Source organism: Deinococcus sp. QL22, assembly GCF_023370075.1.
GTDB lineage: Bacteria > Deinococcota > Deinococci > Deinococcales > Deinococcaceae > Deinococcus.
On sequence record NZ_CP097151.1, the window covers coordinates 440485 to 460580 of the forward strand.

At 62.8% G+C, this 20096-nt stretch carries 17 protein-coding genes and 2 pseudogenes; 10 read left to right on the forward strand and 9 right to left on the reverse strand.

From position 1 onward, the window contains the following. The first annotated feature begins 574 nt into the window (after nt 1-574). Nucleotides 575-2272 carry a C1 family peptidase gene (locus tag M1R55_RS21495; protein WP_249395001.1) on the forward strand — a complete coding sequence of 566 codons (1698 nt, stop codon included), beginning with the start codon at nt 575-577 and terminating at the stop codon, nt 2270-2272. Between the two features lie 184 nt (nt 2273-2456). Here M1R55_RS21495 and M1R55_RS21500 read toward each other — a convergent pair whose 3' ends face one another. After that, nucleotides 2457-3308: an NADP-dependent oxidoreductase gene (locus tag M1R55_RS21500; protein WP_249395002.1), complete on the reverse strand. Its 852-nt coding sequence runs from the start codon at nt 3306-3308 to the stop codon at nt 2457-2459. Nucleotides 3309-3439: 131 nt separating this feature from the next. Then, nucleotides 3440-4300, reverse strand: a complete 861-nt coding sequence (locus M1R55_RS21505; RefSeq protein ID WP_249395003.1) for an SDR family oxidoreductase — start codon at nt 4298-4300, stop codon at nt 3440-3442. Between the two features lie 295 nt (nt 4301-4595). On the opposite strand from M1R55_RS21505, the gene M1R55_RS21510 reads away from it, so the two are divergent. The 4 genes and pseudogenes from M1R55_RS21510 to M1R55_RS21525 form a co-directional block, all read left to right on the forward strand. Further along, a complete protein-coding gene (locus M1R55_RS21510) occupies nt 4596-5309 on the forward strand; it encodes a TetR/AcrR family transcriptional regulator (RefSeq protein ID WP_249395004.1) in 714 nt (237 codons plus the stop codon). A gap of 183 nt (nt 5310-5492) precedes the next feature. Further along, a complete protein-coding gene (locus M1R55_RS21515; protein ID WP_249395005.1) occupies nt 5493-5969 on the forward strand; it encodes an Rrf2 family transcriptional regulator in 477 nt (158 codons plus the stop codon). Further along, a complete protein-coding gene (locus M1R55_RS21520) occupies nt 5959-6930 on the forward strand; it encodes an NAD(P)/FAD-dependent oxidoreductase (RefSeq protein WP_249395006.1) in 972 nt (323 codons plus the stop codon). The genes M1R55_RS21515 and M1R55_RS21520 overlap by 11 nt, the downstream gene beginning before the upstream one ends. Before the next feature lie 127 nt (nt 6931-7057). Continuing rightward, a pseudogene (locus tag M1R55_RS21525) lies at nt 7058-7642 on the forward strand (class I SAM-dependent methyltransferase); the annotation flags it as partial. A 92-nt stretch (nt 7643-7734) separates the two neighbouring features. Here M1R55_RS21525 and M1R55_RS21530 read toward each other — a convergent pair. Continuing rightward, a complete protein-coding gene (locus M1R55_RS21530; protein ID WP_249395007.1) occupies nt 7735-8457 on the reverse strand; it encodes an SDR family oxidoreductase in 723 nt (240 codons plus the stop codon). Nucleotides 8458-8699: 242 nt separating this feature from the next. On the opposite strand from M1R55_RS21530, the gene M1R55_RS21535 reads away from it, so the two are divergent. Next, nucleotides 8700-9290: a TetR/AcrR family transcriptional regulator gene (locus tag M1R55_RS21535; protein WP_249395008.1), complete on the forward strand. Its 591-nt coding sequence runs from the start codon at nt 8700-8702 to the stop codon at nt 9288-9290. 115 nt (nt 9291-9405) lie between these two features. On the opposite strand, the gene M1R55_RS21540 is transcribed toward M1R55_RS21535, so the two are convergent. Further along, nucleotides 9406-9927, reverse strand: coding sequence for a serine hydrolase domain-containing protein (locus M1R55_RS21540; RefSeq protein ID WP_249395009.1), 522 nt, complete (start codon nt 9925-9927; stop codon nt 9406-9408). Nucleotides 9928-9950: 23 nt separating this feature from the next. Between M1R55_RS21540 and M1R55_RS21545 the strand changes: the two genes are divergently transcribed. Next, nucleotides 9951-10409, forward strand: a complete 459-nt coding sequence (locus M1R55_RS21545; RefSeq protein WP_249395010.1) for an IS110 family transposase — start codon at nt 9951-9953, stop codon at nt 10407-10409. Here M1R55_RS21545 and budA read toward each other — a convergent pair whose 3' ends face one another. Both budA and M1R55_RS21555 read right to left on the reverse strand, forming a co-directional pair. After that, nucleotides 10410-11153, reverse strand: a complete 744-nt coding sequence (gene budA, locus M1R55_RS21550; protein ID WP_249395011.1) for an acetolactate decarboxylase — start codon at nt 11151-11153, stop codon at nt 10410-10412. 614 nt (nt 11154-11767) lie between these two features. After that, nucleotides 11768-12832 (reverse strand): spore photoproduct lyase family protein, encoded by a 1065-nt coding sequence (locus M1R55_RS21555; protein WP_249395012.1) that lies wholly within the window; start codon nt 12830-12832, stop codon nt 11768-11770. Between the two features lie 87 nt (nt 12833-12919). Here M1R55_RS21555 and dinB point away from each other — a divergent pair, with 87 nt between their 5' ends. Continuing rightward, nucleotides 12920-13972, forward strand: a complete 1053-nt coding sequence (dinB, locus tag M1R55_RS21560; RefSeq protein WP_249395013.1) for a DNA polymerase IV — start codon at nt 12920-12922, stop codon at nt 13970-13972. Nucleotides 13973-13988: 16 nt separating this feature from the next. On the opposite strand, the gene M1R55_RS21565 is transcribed toward dinB, so the two are convergent. Next, nucleotides 13989-16268, reverse strand: a complete 2280-nt coding sequence (locus M1R55_RS21565) for a uracil-DNA glycosylase (RefSeq protein ID WP_249395014.1) — start codon at nt 16266-16268, stop codon at nt 13989-13991. Between the two features lie 276 nt (nt 16269-16544). Here M1R55_RS21565 and M1R55_RS21570 point away from each other — a divergent pair. Further along, nucleotides 16545-17203: pseudogene (locus M1R55_RS21570) on the forward strand (IS6 family transposase). Nucleotides 17204-17386: 183 nt separating this feature from the next. Here M1R55_RS21570 and M1R55_RS21575 read toward each other — a convergent pair. Together M1R55_RS21575 and M1R55_RS21580 are read right to left on the reverse strand one after the other, a co-directional pair. Further along, complete coding sequence (locus M1R55_RS21575; protein WP_249395015.1) at nt 17387-18640, reverse strand: AAA family ATPase; 1254 nt, start codon at nt 18638-18640, stop codon at nt 17387-17389. Beyond that, the gene (locus M1R55_RS21580; RefSeq protein ID WP_249395016.1) at nt 18637-19278 is read right to left on the reverse strand and encodes an RNA ligase family protein; all 642 of its coding nucleotides are present in this window, start codon (nt 19276-19278) and stop codon (nt 18637-18639) included. The genes M1R55_RS21575 and M1R55_RS21580 overlap by 4 nt, the downstream gene beginning before the upstream one ends. A gap of 118 nt (nt 19279-19396) precedes the next feature. Between M1R55_RS21580 and M1R55_RS21585 the strand changes: the two genes are divergently transcribed. Continuing rightward, a complete protein-coding gene (locus M1R55_RS21585) occupies nt 19397-20077 on the forward strand; it encodes a hypothetical protein (RefSeq protein ID WP_249395017.1) in 681 nt (226 codons plus the stop codon). The last annotated feature ends 19 nt before the right edge of the window (nt 20078-20096 follow it).

The following is a 20096-nucleotide window of genomic DNA, read 5'->3' on the forward strand; positions in this document are numbered from 1 at the left end:
TCACCGCGCCGACATTGACTCTGGGGCAGGCCCGGCGTGGGCTCGGAGCGGTGGTGCGCACAACTGATTCGGCCTCCTGCTTGGTACCCGAACTCGTGTGATGTGGGGAAGCAGAGCGCCGAATGACAGCCACCAAACGGCGCAATCGCCCCTTTTCCTGACCGCCACGTAACCGGGGGCGCTTCAGTCTAGGGGAACGGAGAGGGCCAGACGAGCGGCCCCACCGCAGAAAGGTCGGTTCCGCGTTCACCCACCCCGCCTTACCGGGAAGAAGGCCGTCCCTGCCCTCTTCAGCGGCAATGAGCCACAGGGACAGGAGAAGCATGGTCAGGAAGCTCTGGCAGTCCATGCCGGAACCAGTTCGCATCGACTGAGCCGGCCCTGCGGCACCGTTCAGGCCAGCGGCACTGCGGGACACTGGCCCGACGACAGCACGCGGGCGCTGGAGGTCTGCCCAAAAAGTGCCGCGCCTCTCGGTGACGCGCCTCTGGCATCGGACTACACCCGCTCCATCCTGCCGTACCCCCGCCCCCTCACGGCTGATCCCAGCCCGCCGATCCGCAGGGAGACCCTCATGTCCACACTGCTCATGTCCAAGCTGAATCCCCTTTTGCTCCTGCTTACCCTCACGCTGGCCGCCTGCGGATCATCCGGCGGGGGCGGCACTCCTCCACCCGGTGGCGACCCGGCGCAGGCTGCCTTCTTCAGTGCACAGCCGGAATTCGGCGGGGACGCGCCTGCGGGCAGCGACATGGTGACGCCCGCGAAGTTCATGGAGGCGGTCAGGAACGGCGGCAAAATCGTCACGGCCCAGAATCTTGCCGACGAACAGGCCATTCAGGAGCGGCAGGACGCCCAGGACGACGCCGACGCCCGCGCCTACATCAACACGCACCCGCAGTTCAGCACCATCCTCCAGCCTTCCCCGGCAGACGCCATCAATGCCGACGGCGACCATCTGGCGAGTGTGCCGACGGCCAGCGGTGGCAAGAGCGTCGTGCTGATGGGCAATACCTTCGGCAAGGCCGTCCTGGCCAATCACGCCCGCACTTTTCCCAGTCAGGCCAACCAATACAGCCTCTACAGCACGCTGTATACCGATCTGGACATCACACTCAGGAAACTGAACAACAGTGTCCAGCAGTTTGGTCTGCCCGCCCCGGCGGAGGTCAGGAATTACAGCGCCGAACGCCTGATCGTCCTGAACAGGCGGGCCAGCGACGTGATCCGCGAGTACGGAGCCGAGATCCTGAACCTCGTCTTCTTGCTGGATCCGGCCAGCTTGGAGACAGGCGCGAAAGACCAGCTTGACCGCACCCAAAAGGGAGCCTGCAAGCCGCCCGCCGCCGGGGGCATCGCCCAGAACTTCGACTGGCCGCTGAAGAATCTGACCACCACCGTTAAGGATCAGGGGCAGCGCGGCACCTGCTGGGCTTTTGCCACCGTGGCCGTCCTGGAGGCCGAAATCGCGCGGCGTGATCACAAGGCGGTCAACCTGTCCGAGGAGGATTACGCGGGCCACCGCTTCCTGGAATGGGCACCCCGGCGGTTTGGAGAGGGAGGCGATCCCATCGGCATTGCTCAGAAGGCGAGTGCGGCGGGTTACACCTTCGCCTACGAATCGCAGTGGCAATACAACAAGAGCCTCAGCCGCATAGACAATAGAAGTACACAGACCTACACCCAGTCGTGCAACAGCTATCAGGACGGCAGCGTCAATTACGGCCCCTGCTCCAATACCACCGACCAGAGCGACTGGTACGTCACGCTGGTGGGCGGCAAGCTGTACATGATGAGAAGGCTGCCCGACACCGGAGCAGGCAGCGGCTACCGCATGGGATCGCCAACCGACTTCTGGAACCAAGCCGACCTGGATCAGAGCATGGTGATCTTGCTGCTGCGCTCGGTGCTGGGCCACCCCACCACCCTCACCATGGACGCCCGGTACATGAAGCCCACCGCGAACGCCGCTCCGTCTATGGCCAATATGACGCCGGATGCCAACGGCTTTGTCGCCGCCCAGACCAAAACGACTTTGCCCAACGGACAGGCGGACTGGGAACTGAATCACGTCATGACCGTCACGGGCTTTATTTCCAGCCAGAACCTGCAGAAGAAACTGCCGAATCAGCCTGTGGCCGACGACTTCGGGTACTTCATCGTGAAGAACTCCTGGGGCGACTGCTGGGGCGATCAGGGCTACGTCTACCTGCCCTGGACGTGGGTCAAGTCCTTCACGGGTCAGGCCAGTACCGGCCTGCTGCCCCAATAGCCAGCTCGGGCGCTGGCCGCACTCGCCTCAGCAGCACAGCAACCCTGCACATTGCTCTAAGGGACCGGGTCAAGCGAATGGTGGTCACTGGCTGGAGGCTTCCTTTAGCGCCGCAGTGACGCGACCTGTCTCGGCTTGGTGCTCAGGGAATCAGCACAATTTTGCCGTGGGTGTGCCGTTTTTCTCACTCGGGGTAGGCCTCACACACCGGTGCCAGCGGAGAGGACGCAGGCACGGGAATCACGACCTCCCCGCTCGCCACCATCTCGGCGATCTCAGACACGGTGGGCGAGCTGCTCGCCTGAGCACTGGCCTCGGCCTTGACCCCAAGCTTCTGGGCTGCTGCAAAGTCAGCAACGGTGTTGATGCGCTGCGGACTGATCCCCAGGTCGACGGCCAACTGGCAGTAGCCGTCACCGAAACAGTTGATAAATGCGTCCATGCCCTGCGGCGCAGTCTCACGCAGCCGCCCTTCCAGGCCCTTGCCATGCAGGACGGGTGTGGCCCCCACGGAGCGCAGCCAGGCGTGATTGGCTTCCGAGGCAATCCCGATTACATGCGCTCCGAGTCGCCGCAGCACCTGCACCACCACGCTGCCTGCTGCTGCCGAGACGGCCACGGTGTCACCCGCCTGAACGGCGGCGTAGGCGGTCGTGCCCACGAGGTACAACGGGCCGGCCACCTCCCAGGGCACGGCAGGCGGCCGGCGAACCACCTGTCCAGCACTCAGCGCGACCTGTTCGGCCTGACTGGCATGTTGGGGGCCCCAGCACGCCACCTGGTCACCCACAGCCACGCTGTCCACGCCTGGGCCAAGAGCCGAGACGACCCCCGCAGCGTCCCAGCCCTGGCCAGACGGAAAGGTCAGCGGAAACCTTGCCTTCAGCGCGCCGCTGCGAATGGAGGACCCGCCCCTGTTGATGCCCGCCGCGCGAACATCCACGGCGACCTGGCCCGCACCAGCGCTTGGCGCTGGAAGCTCGCCGAGATAGAGCACGTCAAGGTCGCCGTACTGATCAAATTGGACTGCCTTCATGGTGCACTCCTCTGCTACGGAACCCTCGCCACTCAGCTTGGGGGAAGACAAAGATGATGACGGTCAATTTTTGCATGAGCAGCGGCGACGCTCTCCCCTCCCCGTGACGTGGCCTCTGCGGAGCGCGCGTTCTAGAGCTTGAACAGCACTTTCAGACCTTCTGTGAGTGACGCTGGCGTGCGCCCCAGGAAATGCGCCAGGTCGGTGCTCACGTGGTCTTCCTGGCCGTTTTTGATATCGGTCAGGAAGCCAGCGATCCTCTCTGCCAGAAAGGCCGGCACGCCGCGCCCCGTGAGCTGCGCCCCGAACACTGATTTTTCTGTAGCAGTGTAACGAACCTCCTGGCCTGACAGTTGGGTCAAAGCCGAGGCGACGTCCGCGAAGGAATAAGACTGACTGCCCGTGAAGTGGTATGTCCTGTTGTTCCAATCGCTGTCTACGAGCGCACGGGCCATCGCCTCGGCCAGCTCGCTGCGAAGGGCGTAGGCGACTCTGCCCTCACCGGCGGGGAGGTGAATGCCTGTCTCAACAACGTTTTCGCCCACGACACCCGCAATAAAGTCCATGTACAGGATGTTGCGGAAGATGATGTAGTTCAGTCCGCTCTCTTTGATCAGGTCTTCTGTCTGAAAGTGACCCAGCATGAGCTGATTGACCAGGGTGTCCCGGTTCTTCAGATCCCGGCTGGTATAGGCGATACACCGGACTCCCGCCTTTTTCGCAGCGTCCACGACATTCTGGTGCTGCTGAACCCGTTTGTGCTCATCTGTCCCAGCGATCAGCAGCACCTTCTCGACGCCCTGCATCGCTCTCTCGAGTGCGGCTGAATCATCATAGTCACCGATCCGAATGTCGATGCCCTGTACTTTCAATGGGGCGGCTTTGTCCTCGTCGCGCGCTAACCCGGCCACCTGGTCGACCGGAATCTTTTTGAGCAAGCTCTGGATGATCAATGTGCCCATCTGTCCGGTGGCCCCTGTAATCAGCATCATAATTCGTCTCCTTAAAGCAGGCTCGACGCTTTCGCCAGCATCGTCGAAGCAAGTTGTTGGCGGTCAGGCGGCCCATGCAGGGCTGGGCAACGCCTGTGCTCCTGCTGTGTGCCTCAAGAACCGTCCAGGCGATCAGCGGATCGACGCCCCGCGGGGAGCAGAGCGGCCTCCCCGGTAGGCTTCAGTCGTGTGAAAGTGCTGGCCGCGCTGGGGGGCCGCCGTGTTCACAGTGATAACATAGACTGGTAATCACCGCTAAGTCAAGCTGATAACGCCAATCTGCTATCGTTGATACGTGACCACAGATGCCGTTTCTCTCCCTCAGGAACGCATTCTTCAGGCGGCCCTCAAGCTGCTGGAGGCTGGGGGCGTAGAAGCCGTGTCCACCCGTGCGGTCAGCGCCGCCGCTGATGTTCAGCCCCCGACCATCTACCGCCATTTCGGCGATATGCAGGGCCTGCTGGACGCTGTGGCCGTAGCCGGGTTCACGGCATACCTGCAGGTCAAGGGGGCGCGGGCCAGCCTGAGCGACCCGGTAGAAGAGTTGCGGGCGGGCTGGAACCTGCACCTGGAGTTCGGTCTGACGCACCCGCACCTGTACACGGCGATGCACCGCACGCCCGAGCTCAGCGCGGCGTCGCCTGCTGCCCTGGAGGGAGCCGCCATGCTGCGGAGTCTGATGCAGCGCGTAGCGGAGGTGGGCCGGCTCGGCGTGAGCGTAGACCGCGCCGCCGCCATGTTCCATGCAGCCTGCAAAGGAGTGACGCTGAGTTTGCTGGGCAGTACAGAACAAGACCACGGGCTCTCTGAACAGATGCGCGAGGCGGTACTCAAGGCCGTACTCGTCCCTGAGGTGGATTCAGAACCTACTTCTGGCAGTTCCAGTTCTGCCCGGCAGCAAGCAGCGGCCCACGCCGTTTCTCTCGTTGCCCTGTTGCCAAGCGTCCCGTCTCCCCTCAGTGAGGCGGAACAGGCGCTCCTGATCGAGTGGCTGGGGCGGCTGACCTAGGCGGCAGGACGGCGCTCGGCTCTGACTGAGGAGCGCGGTCATCTCAGCGACGGGGACGGCGAATCCTGGTCTGTCTCAGGAGTGGTTCAGAGGGAATCTGGGATCTGACCAGAGCCAGTTTTCCTTCACACTCCTGTTGATCGGCTTGACAGCGCCGCCCCATCATGTAACAGTGCAGGTGTCATGAGTCTCGACAGCCGACTTTCCAGTGTGCTTCATCTGCTCCTTCATCTGATGGAGGCCCAACAGGCCATTCCCTCTGATCGCCTTGCCACCGCCCTGAACAGCAACCCGGTGGTCGTCCGCCGCACGATGGCCGGGCTGCGGGGCGCGGGACTCGTTTCCTCTGAAAAGGGGCACGGAGGCGGCTGGCGGCTGGCCTGTGATCCGGCCCACACGACCCTGCTCGACGTGTACCTGGCGCTGGGTTCCCCCACGCTCTTTGCTATCGGCAACCGCTCCGAACGCCCGACCTGTCTGGTCGAACAGGCGGTCAATGCCGCGCTGGACGACACCTTGCAGCAGGCCGAGGCGCTGATGACCTCGCGGCTCCAGACCCTGACCCTGACAGCCCTGGCGAGCGACTTCCAGTTCCGATTTCAGCAGGCGCAGTCTCAACAGGCGCTTTGCGCTCCACAGGAGACCAATCATGCTCTATGACGCCCTGATCATTGGCGGCAGCTACGCTGGACTGTCCGGCGCAGTGCAGATCGCCCGCAGTGGCCGCCCCATCTGTGTTCTCGACGGCGGCCAGCCCCGCAACCGCTTTGCCACCCACTCACACGGCTTTTTTGGTCAGGATGGTCAGACTCCACGCGCGATGATTGCCCAGGCCCGCGCTGATCTGGCCGCGTATCCCAACGTGACCTTTATAGCTACTCCGGCAACACAGGCGCGGCGGGAAGGAGACCACTTCAGCATCACGCTTGCGTCGGGCGACACCCTGCACGCTCAGAAACTGCTGCTGGCTTACGGCGTCATAGACTTGCTGCCGGAGACCCCCGGCGTGGCCGAGCGCTGGGGGCAAACGGTGTTGCACTGCCCGTACTGCCACGGCTACGAGGTGCGGGGCAAACGCCTGGGCGTGCTGAGCGCCCTGCCGCACTCCACCCACCAGGCGCTCCTGATTTCAGACTGGGGCCGCGTGACCTTTTTCCTGAATGGGCAGCCGCTGCCGGACGCGACGATGCTGGCAAAATTCGCCGAACGTGGGATTGAGGTAGAGCCTGAAACGGTGGTCGGGCTGGAAGGCGAGGCTCCGGGTTTAGACGGCGTTCGCTTGGCCGATGGTCGCTTCTTTCCACTGGACGCCCTGTTCGTGGCCTCGCGCATCCGTCCGGCGAGTGACCTGGCCGAGCAACTGGGATGCGCCTCCGAGGAAGGCCCGCAGGGGCAACTGCTGCACACCGACGCGACCAAACAGACCAGCGTGCCGGGCGTCTACGCGGCGGGCGATCTGACGGCGCGGGGTGGGAACGCTTCTCTGGCTGCCGCCGATGGGGTCTGGGCGGGCGTCTCGCTGCACCAATCCCTGATCTTCGGGCCCCTCTCGAAGCTGGAGCAGGTCATTCCAGCCCCAGTGCAGGCCGCAGCGCCCAGCAGCGTTCCCCTGAGAACCTGATCGAAGCTGCGTTGCCCTGTCCACCACCTCGGCACATCAGCCCGGAGAAACCAAAATGAATCAGCGAACAGATGACCCATCCCATTCATCCACTGCCCAGCAGTACTGAGAGGAGCGCTATCAGAACAACCCACGGCCCTGGACGGGGCGGCCCAACGCCATCCTGGCACGGTGGGCGGAACCGCTGACGCCGGGGAGCGCTCTGGATCTCGGTTGTAGCGAGGGCAACAGCGCCGTCTGGATGGCCCAGCGGGGCTGGCAGGTCACTGGCGCCGATATCTCGGCCACCGCCCTGGAACGCGCTGCACAGCACGCCGCCGATGCGGGCGTCAGCACACGCACCCGCTTTGAACAGCACGATCTGGAAAAAAGCTTCCCAGTGGGGCAGTTTGATCTGGTGTACGCGCTCTATCTGCAGTCCCCAGTGGCATTTCCCCGCGACCTGGTGCTGCGGCAAGCTGCTGACGCCGTCGCTGTCGGCGGCCTGCTGCTGGTGATCGAGCACGCCTCGGCCCCTTCCTGGGTAAAAGACTCGGAGGTTCAGTACCCCAGCGCCCAGGAAGCGCTTGGCACGGTTGGCCTGAACCTTGACCAGTGGGAGACTGTTTTTGTGGGAACCCCGGAACGCGAAGTGACTGAAACGTCCAGCCCCGACGGTCAGGTCGGCACCATCAAGGACAACATCCTTGCGCTGAGGCGGCTGAACTCATGACAGCTGAAAGGGCATAAGTCCAGCCGCGTTTCGCTGCCCGGCTTTGCTGCACGTCAAGCTCCCGGATCGTCCAGTTCCATCGCGTCAAAGCCTCAGCTCCGCGGCATCTCCAGTTCGGCGGGTTCGGTGCGGGCGGCTTCCAAAATGGTGTGGGCCACCGCTTCTGCCGAGTCGGGTGCCGGCATCGGCTGATTGCCGCCGGGACGCCAGTTGCCCATATCCGCCGGGCGCAGGGCATTTTTGCCAAAGTTGGTGATGGTCTGACCCGGATGGAACAGCACGACCCGGATGTTGTCGGCTGCCAGCTCAGCGCGGGCCGTGAGGCTCAGCCCGTTCAGGGCGTATTTGGTGGAGGCATACGCGCCAATGCCCGGAATCGCCATTTTGCTCACGCTCGAACTGATGTTGATGATCACGCCCCCACCCTGCGCCCTCATTTTCGGGACGACGGCCTGAAGGGCGTGGAGCGGCCCGAATATGTTGAGTTCAATGATCTGGCGGTAGACCTCAGGATCAATGGTGGAGACTGGACCAATCGCCGATTGCCCGGCATTGTTGATCAGGATGTCAATCCGCCCAAAACGCTCATGGGCTTTCTCGATGAGGGCTTTGACCTGCACGGGATCAGTCATGTCGGTTGGAACGATCAGTGTCTCGGCCCCGCTGGGCAGACTCTGGGCGACGGCGGCCAATTTGTCGGCAGACCGGGCGGCAAGAACGAGTTTCGCGCCTGCCCCTGCAAAAGCGCGTGCGGTGGCCTCGCCGATGCCCATCGAAGCTCCAGTGATGATGACTACGCTGCCTTGTACATTCATGTTTTTTCCTCCCAGGGAAGTGGTGGGGTGACCTGCCTGCCTGAACATCGACATCCGGGTTCAAGACCAGTGACTTGACTCACCCAGAGGGCAACCAAGCGGCCGTGCCGCAGTTGAGGATCGAGACGGCCCACGGTTGCCTCGCCACCAGACGTCCAATCCGCTAGACTCTCTAAACGGAACGCTGTTCCCATATCATACGGAACATGATTCCGTTTGTCAACACAGCAGGAGGCAGGAGGATGAACGCACAGAATGAAGCGGGCAAAACAACCGCCTTACCCAAGCGAACCGACGCACGGCGCAACGAGCAGACGTTGCTGGACACTGCCGCCGCCCTCTTCGTCACGTCCGGCGTCGAGGTGCCCGTGCGTGACATCGCGGTCAAAGCAGGCGTCGGGGTCGGCACGATTTACCGCCACTTTCCGACGCGGGCGGATCTGATCATTGCGGTGTACCGTCATCAGATCGACACCTGTGCCGAGGCGGGGCCTGTACTGCTGGCCAGCAGCGTCAGTCCGTCCGCGGCGTTGGGACAGTGGATCGATCTGTTCGTGGACTTCCTGACCACCAAGCATGGCCTCGCTGCGGTGCTGCGGCCCGACAACGCCGACTTCAAGGCGCTGCACGCCGCCTTTCTTGACCGCCTGGTGCCCGTATGTGCGGGCCTGCTCACCGCCGCTGCCGAAGCCGGGGAGATTCGCCCAGACATCGAGGCCCGCGAATTGATGCGGGGCATTGGCAATCTCTGCATCGGGACCAACGACCCTCAGTACAACGCCCGCCGCTTGATCAAGCTGCTGATGGCCGGACTGCGCCACACTTCAAGGTGACGGACCAGAGTGGAGTCCAGAGTTTACGCACTGACCGGAGCGGCCCGCTTGCGCTTCCCTCTTAGCAATTGCAAGCGTCAGAGGGTCATTTCGTCATCTCGTGTGACTCGGCCCGTCAGCGCAGCCACAACGCACACAGCCCCAGTCCCACTATTCCCAGCGCCATACCCGCCACCCGCAGGAAAATTACACTGTCCCAGCGGGTTTGCAGGGCACGCGCCGCCGGAGGAGTGATCCCCTGCCGGGCCGCCGCAGTCTGGGCACGGTTGACGGGCTGCGCCGCCCTCAGGTGAGCCGTCAGTCGGGTGGCCAGCCCAATCAGGGCAGGTCCAGCGAACAGGCTGGGGGGCGACCCAAATCCAGTTGTGGGCTCGCGCATCTGAGCGGTCGCCACGCTGTGGGTGTCTTTCAGGCCCAGCGGGGCAAGGATGTTCTCACGTAGGAGGGTTGCGAGGGACTTGCCCGTGATCTTCTCGAGTGCTTGGCCGAGGATCACGTAGTTCGTGTGCGAGTAGGCCCAGTTGGTGCCGGGCGCGAAGACTCGAGGTTGGCTCGTGCCGATGGCGATGAGTTCTCGGGAGGTCCACTGCCGGAACGTGTCGGCGAAGAACGCACTGACAAGTCGCTCGTCGGGCACATAGTCGAGGTAACCCGGCCGTCATGTTGGCGTTGCGGGGGATCGGCGTGGTGCTCGCAGGCACCGTAGGGGCTGAAATCGGTGATATCAAGCGGTTTGAGAATGTTGATCACTTCGCCAGTTATTGCGGTGCTGCACCAATAGAACGGGGCAGTGGGAAGAACACGCGTTGGTGCGTGAACGGGAGTGGCAACCGGCAACAGAGCAGGGTGCTTCACCTGATGGCACTCACCCGACTGCGTTGCGAAGAGCGCCCGAGGACATTTGTAGCGAAGAAGGAGCGCGAGGGAAAAACGAAACGGGCGGCACTCCGCACGCTCAAGTCCCACCTGGTTCGGAAGTTGTACCCAGCGTTGCAGGCCAGTCACGTTGACGGCCGCCGCCCAGCCCCCTCTGAGGGTTTTTTTCTCAGCCGACTTGACATACCAGGTTCAGGCCGTCAGGCGATGAACCTCAATTCAACCGCAGTACCGATTAAATAGTCACTTGGTGAACGGAGGAAGTGACGTTTTTTGAAAGGAGGAAGTGTGCGGCAGTTCCAGCGTGGCTCGCCGGATTTCCTGAATCTGCAGCGTGGCTTGGTCGACGTGGAGATCTAGAGCATGCCCACCAAAGGTCAGGTCCTCAGAAATGAAGTGGTAGTGATTGCCCGCGACATTAAGATTCGACACGTACTGCGGCGAGCGCAGGACGACGGCCGTTCCCGGAAAATCAGCGCGGTTGAACGTCACCTGCTGTTGCACTGCCTGTGCGAGCGTGGGGTAAGGCAGGCTGAGCTTGGCAATGGCGCGGTTCGTGACGGAGAAGAAGGTGCCCTGAATACGGATGGCATAAAAGTAATTTTCGCTGGAGATCAGCGACGCGATATACGCGTCGAGCTGCTTCATGGTCATGTTGCGAATGCTGTATTGCCGCTCAGGAATAAAGTCGACGACCGCAGCGAAGGAAGCAAGCTCGTCATCCCGAGATTCGGTGACTGAGCCGTCGGCACGGGCATGGTACACGTGTCCGTCGAGAACGATCATTTCTCCGTCGATGCCATCATAGGTACCGAGGCCGAAATTCCCTTCACGCTTGAGCAGCCCGATGGGGAGCGCACCTTGGAACAGCCCCACGGACAGGGCGTTTAAGCTTGACACCTGATAGAGCGTCGCGCTTTTGTCTGCAGATGCCGTCGAGAGGAGGAGGGTTGCTGTCAATGCGAAGTAGAGGGTTTTCTTTACCATAAAGCTCCTTCAATAAGGCTGAGGGGCGTCAATAAACAGAGGTCAGTGCCCCTGCGCCGACCTCGCGCCACAGCTGAACTGCCCAATGTTGGTGGCTTCTTCTGATGTGGACGGGAATTGTCGTTCTCGTCTGGCGGTGAAGGTGGGTGATCCGGGCGTGGAGATTGGGGAACTCCTGGGTTCGCTTGATCTTCCTGAAGCCAAGTTGGCTACGCTCTTGTTGCCGTGTGGGACGGTGGGACTGTAGGGTCAGATGGTGACAACGTGCAGTCGAGATGACTTGCTGGTGGTCGACCGCCTGTCGGGCTGAGAGGGCCGCACCGTAACTGGCCAGTTTGTCGGTGCAGAACCGGTCGGCTGAGGTGATCGCCGCCGCTGATTTCGGCAAAGAAAGCCTGACAGCCTGCAGCGATCAGTCGGGAGGCCTGGGGGAAGGGTGAATCGAAAACGTGACCGGAGCGAACATAACCTACCAACATGGCATCTCCCACATGAGCAACAAGGGCACAGGGTCGAGTCCTCCCTGTGCCCCCTGCGAACCATTCTAGACCCGGATCTTTTCAGCAGCTGAAGTATGGCCATGCTTGGAACATTGCGAGTCCGCTTACGACCGATCAGAACGCATACCGGATCCGGCAATACGGCAGCTCCTTCTGAAGCAAGGCCGTGAAGCGCTCCACTGCCTTCCCCTTCAGTCCCCGGCGGTAGCGCAGATTGATCCCTCCATACTCCGACCGTTTGGTCTCCTGCCACTGCGGTGTCCACAGCAGCCCCTCCGCTTTGGGATGCCAGCCGAGGTTGACCTCATGCAGGCCCGCGTTGTGGGTCAGGAAGATCACTTCCGCCGCCAGCTGCGCTTTGGCCTGCGGCGATAAGACCGCGTCCACCTGCCGGAACAGCTCGGTGTACCCCGCCGTCCAGCCTTCAAAGATGATCACCGGCGAGAAGTTCAGATGCACCTCGTAGCCGGCTTCTACAAAGTCGTTGATGGCCGCCAGGCGCTCCGGAATGGAAGACGTGCCAAGATCCACCACCCGCGCCACCGACGCAGGCATCAGGGAAAAGCGCAGCCGGGTGCGCCCCTGCGGGTCATAGGTCAGCAGGTGACGGTTGACGTATTTGGTGGCAAACGAGGCCTTGGCGTTCGGCAGCTCCCGGAACAGCGTGATCTGATCTCGCACGTTGTCTGAAATCAGGGCATCGACACTGAGGTCACTGTTTTCTCCTACATCGTAGACCCAGGCGTGCGGGTCGACCGAGTTGGCTTCTCGCTTTGGGCCGAGCCCCTGAGCATGCTTCCGGAGCGCCTTGAGGACGTCGTCAATGTTGGCGAAGGTCGTGATGGGGTTGGCATAGCCCTTGTGGCGGGGGACATAACAGTAGGCACATGAGAGGGCGCAGCCGTTGGCCATGCCTGGGGCAATGAAGTCAGCACTGCGGCCATTGGGCCGCAGCGTCAGGGTTTTGCGGGTACCCAGCACCAAGACTTGGCGCTTGATGCGCAGCCAGTCTTTGACCAGTCCGGCATTGCCATGTAGGCCAGGAATGTTCCAGTGCGAGGCAACCTCGATGCGTTCGGCGTCGGGGAAGCGGTTCAGGATGTCTTGACCGCGGGGCAGCTGGGCAGCACGGGGCTCGACATAGATCTGCCGGAGATCGAGAGGAAAGCGCGCAGCCATGCCTCAGTAAAACGCTTGTGGCGTCCACAGAAGGCAACGAGGAAGACGATGAGCACGGTGCCTTTGACAATGCGGCAGACTGCAGGTATGACCCGGTTGATCGTGCATGTGGATATGGACGCCTTCTACGCCTCCATTGAGATTCGCGACCAACCTGATTTGGCGGCCTTCCCTGTGGCCGTCATCGCCACCGCACGCAGAGGCGCGGTGATGACCGCCAACTACGTGGCCAGGCGCTTCGGTGTGCGCAGCGCGATGCCGGTGCATGTCGCCCTGCAGCGCTGTCCCGACCTGGTACTGATTCCCCAGCGTATGGAAGTCTACCGCGCCGTTTCCGTCCAGCTTCAGGAGGTGTGCTCCAGATACACCGATCTCGTCGAACCCCTCGCCCTGGACGAGGCCTACCTCGATGTAACACAGCAAAGCCGCACCCTCATCGACGCCGAGCAGCTCGCCCGCGCCATTCAAACCGACATTTTGACCGAGACGCGCCTGACCTCTTCTGCGGGCGTCTCGGTTAATAAATTCCTGGCCAAACTCGCCAGCGGACTCCACAAGCCCAGTGGACTGACCGTGATTCCACCCGAAGAGGTAAACACGCTGCTCGCTCGTTTGGCCATTGAGGACTTCTACGGGATCGGCCCGGTGATCGCGGGCAAGTTGCGTGCCCAAGGCATCCAGACCGGAGCCCAGTTGCGCTCGCAGTCCTTGGCTGGGCTGCAAGCTGTGCTGGGGGCGGGCAAGCTGGCTCCCCGCCTGTACGGTCTGGCACGAGGGGTGGATGAGCGGGCCGTCGAGGCCCACCGGGAGGCGCAGTCCGTTGGGGTAGAACGCACTTTCGATCAGGATCTGACGACCCGGGAAGCGCTGTTGGCCGAGCTGCCGGGGATCACTGCGGAGGTGGTTGCCCGGCTGACGCAACGGGGGTATATGGGGCGGACGGTGGTCGTGAAGCTGCGGTATGCCGACTGGCGGCCCGTGACGCGCCGCCACACTTGGACACAACCTTTAACGACAGCAGAGGAATTGACAGAGGCCGCAGCGGGCTTACTGAGCCCGGAGCTATCGGTGGAGCAGGGCGTGCGCCTGTTGGGGGTCAGTGTGGTCAACCTCAGCCGGCAGGAAACCTCTCAGTTGTAGAGAGATTCGTCCCTGTTCAGGGACTGGCTGGCAACTGCCAGTCGATAGGCGCAATGCCCGCGTCCTCTAAGGCCGTATTCACCCGCGAGAACGGCCGAGTCCCAGCGAAGTGGGCCACGCTCAGCGGCGAGGGATGCCCGGACTGAATGACCACATGCTGCGGCCCGGTGATCAGCCGAGCCTTCTTGCGGGCATAGGCACCCCAGAGCACGAACACCACCCGCTCGGGCTTGGCATTGACCGCACGGATCACCGCGTCGGTCAGAGGTTCCCAGCCCAGCCCAGCATGACTGTTCGGTTGCCCCGCCCGCACCGTTAGCACCGCATTGAGGAGCAATACGCCCTGCTGCGCCCAGGTGCTCAGGTCGCCGTGCCGGGGAGGAATAAATCCCGGCAGATCGGTCTGCAATTCCTGAAAGATGTTCTGTAAGCTGGGTGGAATCCGTACCCCGGGCCGCACGCTGAACGATAGGCCCTGTGCTTGCCCGGCGCCGTGGTAGGGGTCTTGTCCGAGGATCAGGACCTTGACTCCCTCCAGCGGCGTCCAGCGCAGGGCACTAAACACATCTGGTGCGGGCGGGTAAATCTGGTGGTTGCGGCGCTCCTCAACCAGGAAGTCTTTGAGCCGATGAAATGAAGGCGCGGCGAACTCACTGGCCAGGGCTTGACACCAGGACTCCGGCAGACCGGCAGGCACGATGGGGGACAAGGGGGCAGCGCCGCTTTCAAACAGGGTGGGGTGTCCAGCCATCGCGAGAACAGCCTGGACGCGCCGTGCAGGTCGCTGCACCTTCTCTGGAAGCCCCTGTGCCCGCCGTTCCGCCCGCATCACCGCCTTCTTCCGGCTGCCATGCACCTCATACACCCGCCGGGCTTCCTCCTCAAAGAATCCCGTCTGGCGCACCGCCATGATTTTGGCTTTGGCTGCCCGCATGGCCTGCTCTGCATTCACGATCGGGGCCGCATACTTCAGGCGGCCCGCTCCACTCCACATCCAGGGTGCGTGAATAAAGTCCGTGGGCACCTCAGCCAGTTCCGGCACCCAGCGCCGAATAAATTCCCCAGTGGGATCCTGATCGCGGGCCTGTTTGGTCGGGTTGTAGATCCGCACCTGATTGATGCCCACCGTGCTGCTCTGCATCTGCACCTGCGCCCAGTGGATGCCCGGTTCGTTGTCCAGCCAGTGGTGGGCCAGGTATTCACCCGGAACGCGCCAGTGCAGCCACAGCAGTTGGCTGGAAAACGAGATGGTCATGGCCCGCATCCGGAAGTTCAGCCAGCCGGTTTCATTCAGCATGCGCATGCAGGCGTCCTGCAGGGGATAGCCGGTCTGGCCGGCGGCCCAGCGGTCAAAGGCATCTTGAGACCACTCCGGGCGCAGATCGTCGAAGGCACGGTTGAGGTTGCGAAACTCCATGGCCGGTTCGGTTTCCAGACGCTGCATGAAGTGGCAGTGCCAGTGCAGCCGGCTCTCGAAAGAACGCAGGGAGCGCACCCAGCGCGGGTCGGCGTCCGGGTCGCCTTTCACTGCCGCGAGCCGCTGGCGGGTGGCCTGCACGACTTCGCGCAAACTGACCGTTCCGAACGCCAGGGGCGCACTGAGGCGGGAGCAGCTGTCCTCGGCGGTGAGGGGACTGCTCATTTCCCGCATGTAATCCACGCCGCGAACGGTCAGGAAGCTGTCGAGGGTACGCTCGGCAACTGATCGACCACCGGGCGGCAGGTGTTTGCGGTTGGGGGCCACCGGCGCGTCGGCGTGACCCAGCAGACCTATACCTATGGACGGAGCAGCGCTTCCGGTGAGCTGCACGGGGGGCTTCAGTGTGTCGGCCCCCATCCGTTCTTCCCACAGCTCAGCCCACCCGTCTCGGCTGTGCAGGCGGCGAACGACTCCGTGTTGCGGCAATTCGGTGAACTGGACGCCCTGAGCGCTGCACCACGCACGGACGCGGCGATCACGGTCATAACTCACGCCGTTGCCGGTCTCCTCGTGTGCCCAGAGGGCACCGACACCCACCTCAGCCTGAAGCGCGCTCAGCACCTCTACGGCTTCCCCAACGCGGCAGACCAGCGGCGTTCCCAGGCCCGACACAGCCGTGTTCAGTTCTTTCAGGCACTCATTCAGGTACTGAAGGTGGTGGCCACCGAAGTCAGGGTGGTGAAGTTGCTCGGGTTCATAGATGTACAGGGGCAACACCGGGCCACGGGCGGCGGCCTCCAGGAGGGGCTGGTGGTCGTGGACGCGCAGGTCTTTCTTGAACCAGACCACCTGCAGCGGAGCGTGGGAGGCGGACATCAGCAGCCACTTTAGGGTGCAGCCTGCTGACGGACTGGATGATGGGTTAGAGAAGAACAGAATGGCCTTTGCCAACTCCCGTGCCATCCGGTCTGGCCACATCCGCTTACGAACAGATTCAGTTTCAGACAACATCTAGCTGACTGCCGACAACTGTGATGGACAGGAGAGTGAGGCCCTGCTTCAAAACTTGATGCAGGGTTGTGTTGCCTTCACTGGGTTGGAGTTGGCTGACTCTCCAGGACTGACCCAAAACCGTATCGTCATCGGTTCCGGGTGGCCATCATCGGGTACGCGGTTTGGCGCTCCCGCCGCGTTCCGCTCAGTGACCGGGACGTTCAAGAATTGATCCACCACCGTGGCCCAACAGGTCAGTCATGAGACCCTCCGCGAGTGGTGCATCAAGTTCGGCCCCCTCTTTGCAAAGGAACTGCGTCACCCCGAACCCCGTCGGGGTTCGGGGTGGCCTCTGGATGAGGTCTGTACCACCGTTGATGGGATTTGCCCCTGGCTCTGGAGGGCCGTGGACGAGCACGGCTTCGTGCAGGCTTCCCTCCATTCAACGCCACCGCGCTCCCGACGCTGCACAAACCGTTCTGACGAGGTTGCGGGGTGAAGACGCTGTCTCGGAGGTCATTCATACGGATGGGCTGCGGAGCGAGGGAGCCGCAATTCAAGAGGTTCCGAGCCGGGTGAACGTTGACCACCACCCGGGGATTCGTGACGCCGGATGCAACCACATGACCTGGCAAGACCATCGTTGAACACGGCGACACGAGCGACGTCAGCAAGGAGTGGGGCGGCAAAAACGCGCGCAGGACTGTCTGAGTCTGCACGCCCGAATTGAGAATCGTCACCCTCCCTCCCCCACCAGAAGAAACCATCAGCAGCACGCCTTCCAGACAGGGGGAAGGGTTGCGGTAGGGGTGGCCTGATCCTCAGGCCACCCCTGTGCCGTACGCCAAGTGAAGGCAACACCGCCGTTGAGGCTCCTGACACCAGACGAGAGACCTCCGTCATGAGTCCTTGGCCGTAGGCTCGGGCATTACCGGGGCTTCACTCGCAGCCCGCCCTTTGCCTGTGGTGTCGATGCCACCAACTGGCCACCTCAATTCTCCTCATTCCGTCCATCCTGCACGCCCAGTCTCTCTGTGAAACTCGTCCAGCCAGAGGGTGCGGTGGGCTTCGGGGAGGTACGGAAACTCGGCGTTTTCGATCTGCTGGGCCAGCACCGAGGCGGGCACCGTGTGTTGGCGGGCCGGGTTGCGCCCGAACACCGTGCTGACGGGCGGCTGAAAGACCACCAGTGTGGTCAACGCGCCATAATCGAGGCCCAAGCCCAACGGCACGCGCCTAAAATCGCGGCGGGTGTTGGTGGCGTCCCAGACGACTTTTCCATTCCGTCGCAGCGCCACCCGCAGCCGCTCTTTGGCCGCTTGCAGCACCTGACCGTTCAGCGATTGGTCGGCCCGCTTGCCCGCCAGTTCGTCGCGGATGGCGTCCAGCGACACCACCTGATGATCCGGCAACCGCTCGGCAATCCAACTGCTCTTGCCCGACCCGCTGGGGCCGCAAGTTACGACCAAGTGCGGAAATCCGGCGCGGGCGGCATATGAACGCGACACGGCTTCCTGCGGCACCTGAATGAGGCCCGCTTCGTGATCGAGGATGCCGCCCTGCACGGTCAAGTCGAGGAAATCCGGAGGAAATCCAGCCAGCGTGCTGCTGATCTCGGCCTGCCATTCGCCGTAAGAATCGGTGTTCCACACGCCGTACTCCTGCGCTTGCAGGCGGAAATACTCCAGATCATCGAGCCGCGCGGCCTGATCTGCCGTGACGCGCCCGCGCACATCGGCCACCTCCAGCAGATACAGCAGCGGCAGATTCACCTGACGGGCCAAGCGGCGATAAGCGGCCAGCGTGCCCGTTTGAAGCGTGCGGGCGAGGTCATGATGGTGGCCTACCAACGCCAGAACACCGTGCAGAACGGCGGCAGGCAACCCCAATTCCGGCAATCGGTAGGCCAGATACGAGCGGCCCCGGTCGGCGTGGCGGGGCGAGATCACGCGCTGATGTTCATTGTCATCTCGGGCGCGGCGGGTGGTCAGTGCTTTGCCAAGGTCGTGCAGAGCGGCGGCGAGGATCAGTATCTGACGCAGGTCGTCTGCAAGTCCCTCCTGATCGGCCAACCTGTACGCTTCGTTCAGTACCAACCCGGTATGCGCTCCCACATCCCCCTCGGCATGCCACTCCGGGTCTTGCTCGGTGGCGGGCAAACTGTCCAGCAGCGGGAACACGTGGCCTAAATTCTGTTGGAAGGCCCGGAAATCCGGGGTTCCACTCTCCCTCAAGCTGTTCAGGAAAGCCTTCATGACTCCCGCTCCGCCTGCCTCAGTCCATTCGGCGTGACCGCCCCATGCATCCAGTGGGTGTCCGTCTGAACGTGCCCCCGGCGCACATATTTGGCGACATGTTCTTGAAACTGGGTGGAGGAGAAGCCCTGCACGGTTCGCACCACATAACCCTCGGTCTGGTCAGGATCAACCTCAAGGGCGCGAATGTGGGCTTCATTCCACAGGCCCCGCGCCAGTTGCCGGGGCGTCGGCACACCCAACGTTTCGGCCCAGCTCAGGGTGTCGTCCCAGCTCAAACAGGTATTGGTCTCGTCCCAGACGCTGAACAGGTAAAAGTAGCTCTCCAGGTTCGCGTAGGCCAGCGAATGCCGGGCAAACAGGTTCTCGCCGCAGACGCGCCACCCTTCCGGAATCAGGTAGCCCACGCGCCCTTGCAGGCCCTTGACCCAGTCACGGGACGGGTGGGGCCGGGAATCGAGTGAGCGGGCGTGCAGGCCCGTGCGGTACAGCGTTGTGTTTTCGCCGTCCAGCTTTTCGGTGACCACGACCTCTTGCCCCACGAACCTCTGGGCGTGGCTCCAGACCGCGTCGTCTTGCCCGGCCCCCGGAGACCAGGGCAGGTGGGGCGTGCAGGGGTATTTTCGGCGGTCACTCATGGCGAATCTTGCCGCAGACTAGCGGGTTTTCTCCCGATTGGGCAGGGCTGTATGGCGCACTCTGCCTGAGCCAGATCACCTATAGGGCAGGCCGATCAAGCCCGCTAAGCTCGGTGCTATGACGGCGCAGCAGCCCATCCTGGAAGCCCTCTTCTCACAGGCCAGAGCGCGGCTGTTGGCCCAATCGGTGCTGCCCCAGGTATTCGCCGGGCGCGGGTTCACGCCGGACGCTCTACGGCAGTTGGAACTGGGGCTGGACGCCGCCGAAAACGCCGTGATCGCCCGACGGAATCTGGCGGGCGAGTTGATCGGCCTAAAAATTCGTTTGTTGCACCCGGATCGCCGCAACTACCTGGAGATTCCGCAGGACACTGGCAATCCGCCCTGGTTCGCGCCGGGATCGGGGCAGGTATCGGCGGCCACGCACCGGGGCGTGCTGTGCGTGGCCGCCGAATTCAATGCCATGCTGACCCATTTGGCGCTGTCTGGAACGGATGCACGGCATGAACGCTGGGCTGTCGTCGGCCTCGGCAGCACCTTCGGGCCGGTGCCGTGGGCGTGGCTGGCATCGCTCGGTCTGCCCGTGGTCTTTTCCCTCGATCCGGGGCGTTTGGCCGACAAGCAGTTCCCGCTTGGGCAGGCGCAGGCGCAGAGGCTGGGTTTGAAGATCCACCGTGCCGCGCCGCTCCTGGGCGACTGGGCGCGGGTGAGTATGCCGAGGCGTGCGGTTTGGAAGCATTGCGGGCACGCTGGCTTGGGGTCTTGCGCTTCGTTGAGAGGGTCTGCATGGCAGCTCTAGAGAGCTGCCGTGCCAAGCT

Coding starts and splice junctions, on each gene's coding strand:
- M1R55_RS21495 (WP_249395001.1), top strand. CDS start 575: ATGTCCACACTGCTCATGTCCAAGCTGAATCCCCTTTTGCTCCTGCTT.
- M1R55_RS21500 (WP_249395002.1), bottom strand. CDS start 3,308: ATGAAGGCAGTCCAATTTGATCAGTACGGCGACCTTGACGTGCTCTAT.
- M1R55_RS21505 (WP_249395003.1), bottom strand. CDS start 4,300: ATGATGCTGATTACAGGGGCCACCGGACAGATGGGCACATTGATCATC.
- M1R55_RS21515 (WP_249395005.1), top strand. CDS start 5,493: ATGAGTCTCGACAGCCGACTTTCCAGTGTGCTTCATCTGCTCCTTCAT.
- M1R55_RS21520 (WP_249395006.1), top strand. CDS start 5,959: ATGCTCTATGACGCCCTGATCATTGGCGGCAGCTACGCTGGACTGTCC.
- M1R55_RS21530 (WP_249395007.1), bottom strand. CDS start 8,457: ATGAATGTACAAGGCAGCGTAGTCATCATCACTGGAGCTTCGATGGGC.
- M1R55_RS21535 (WP_249395008.1), top strand. CDS start 8,700: ATGAACGCACAGAATGAAGCGGGCAAAACAACCGCCTTACCCAAGCGA.
- M1R55_RS21545 (WP_249395010.1), top strand. CDS start 9,951: ATGTTGGCGTTGCGGGGGATCGGCGTGGTGCTCGCAGGCACCGTAGGG.
- budA (WP_249395011.1), bottom strand. CDS start 11,153: ATGGTAAAGAAAACCCTCTACTTCGCATTGACAGCAACCCTCCTCCTC.
- M1R55_RS21555 (WP_249395012.1), bottom strand. CDS start 12,832: ATGGCTGCGCGCTTTCCTCTCGATCTCCGGCAGATCTATGTCGAGCCC.
- dinB (WP_249395013.1), top strand. CDS start 12,920: ATGACCCGGTTGATCGTGCATGTGGATATGGACGCCTTCTACGCCTCC.
- M1R55_RS21565 (WP_249395014.1), bottom strand. CDS start 16,268: ATGTCCGCCTCCCACGCTCCGCTGCAGGTGGTCTGGTTCAAGAAAGAC.
- M1R55_RS21575 (WP_249395015.1), bottom strand. CDS start 18,640: ATGAAGGCTTTCCTGAACAGCTTGAGGGAGAGTGGAACCCCGGATTTC.
- M1R55_RS21580 (WP_249395016.1), bottom strand. CDS start 19,278: ATGAGTGACCGCCGAAAATACCCCTGCACGCCCCACCTGCCCTGGTCT.
- M1R55_RS21585 (WP_249395017.1), top strand. CDS start 19,397: ATGACGGCGCAGCAGCCCATCCTGGAAGCCCTCTTCTCACAGGCCAGA.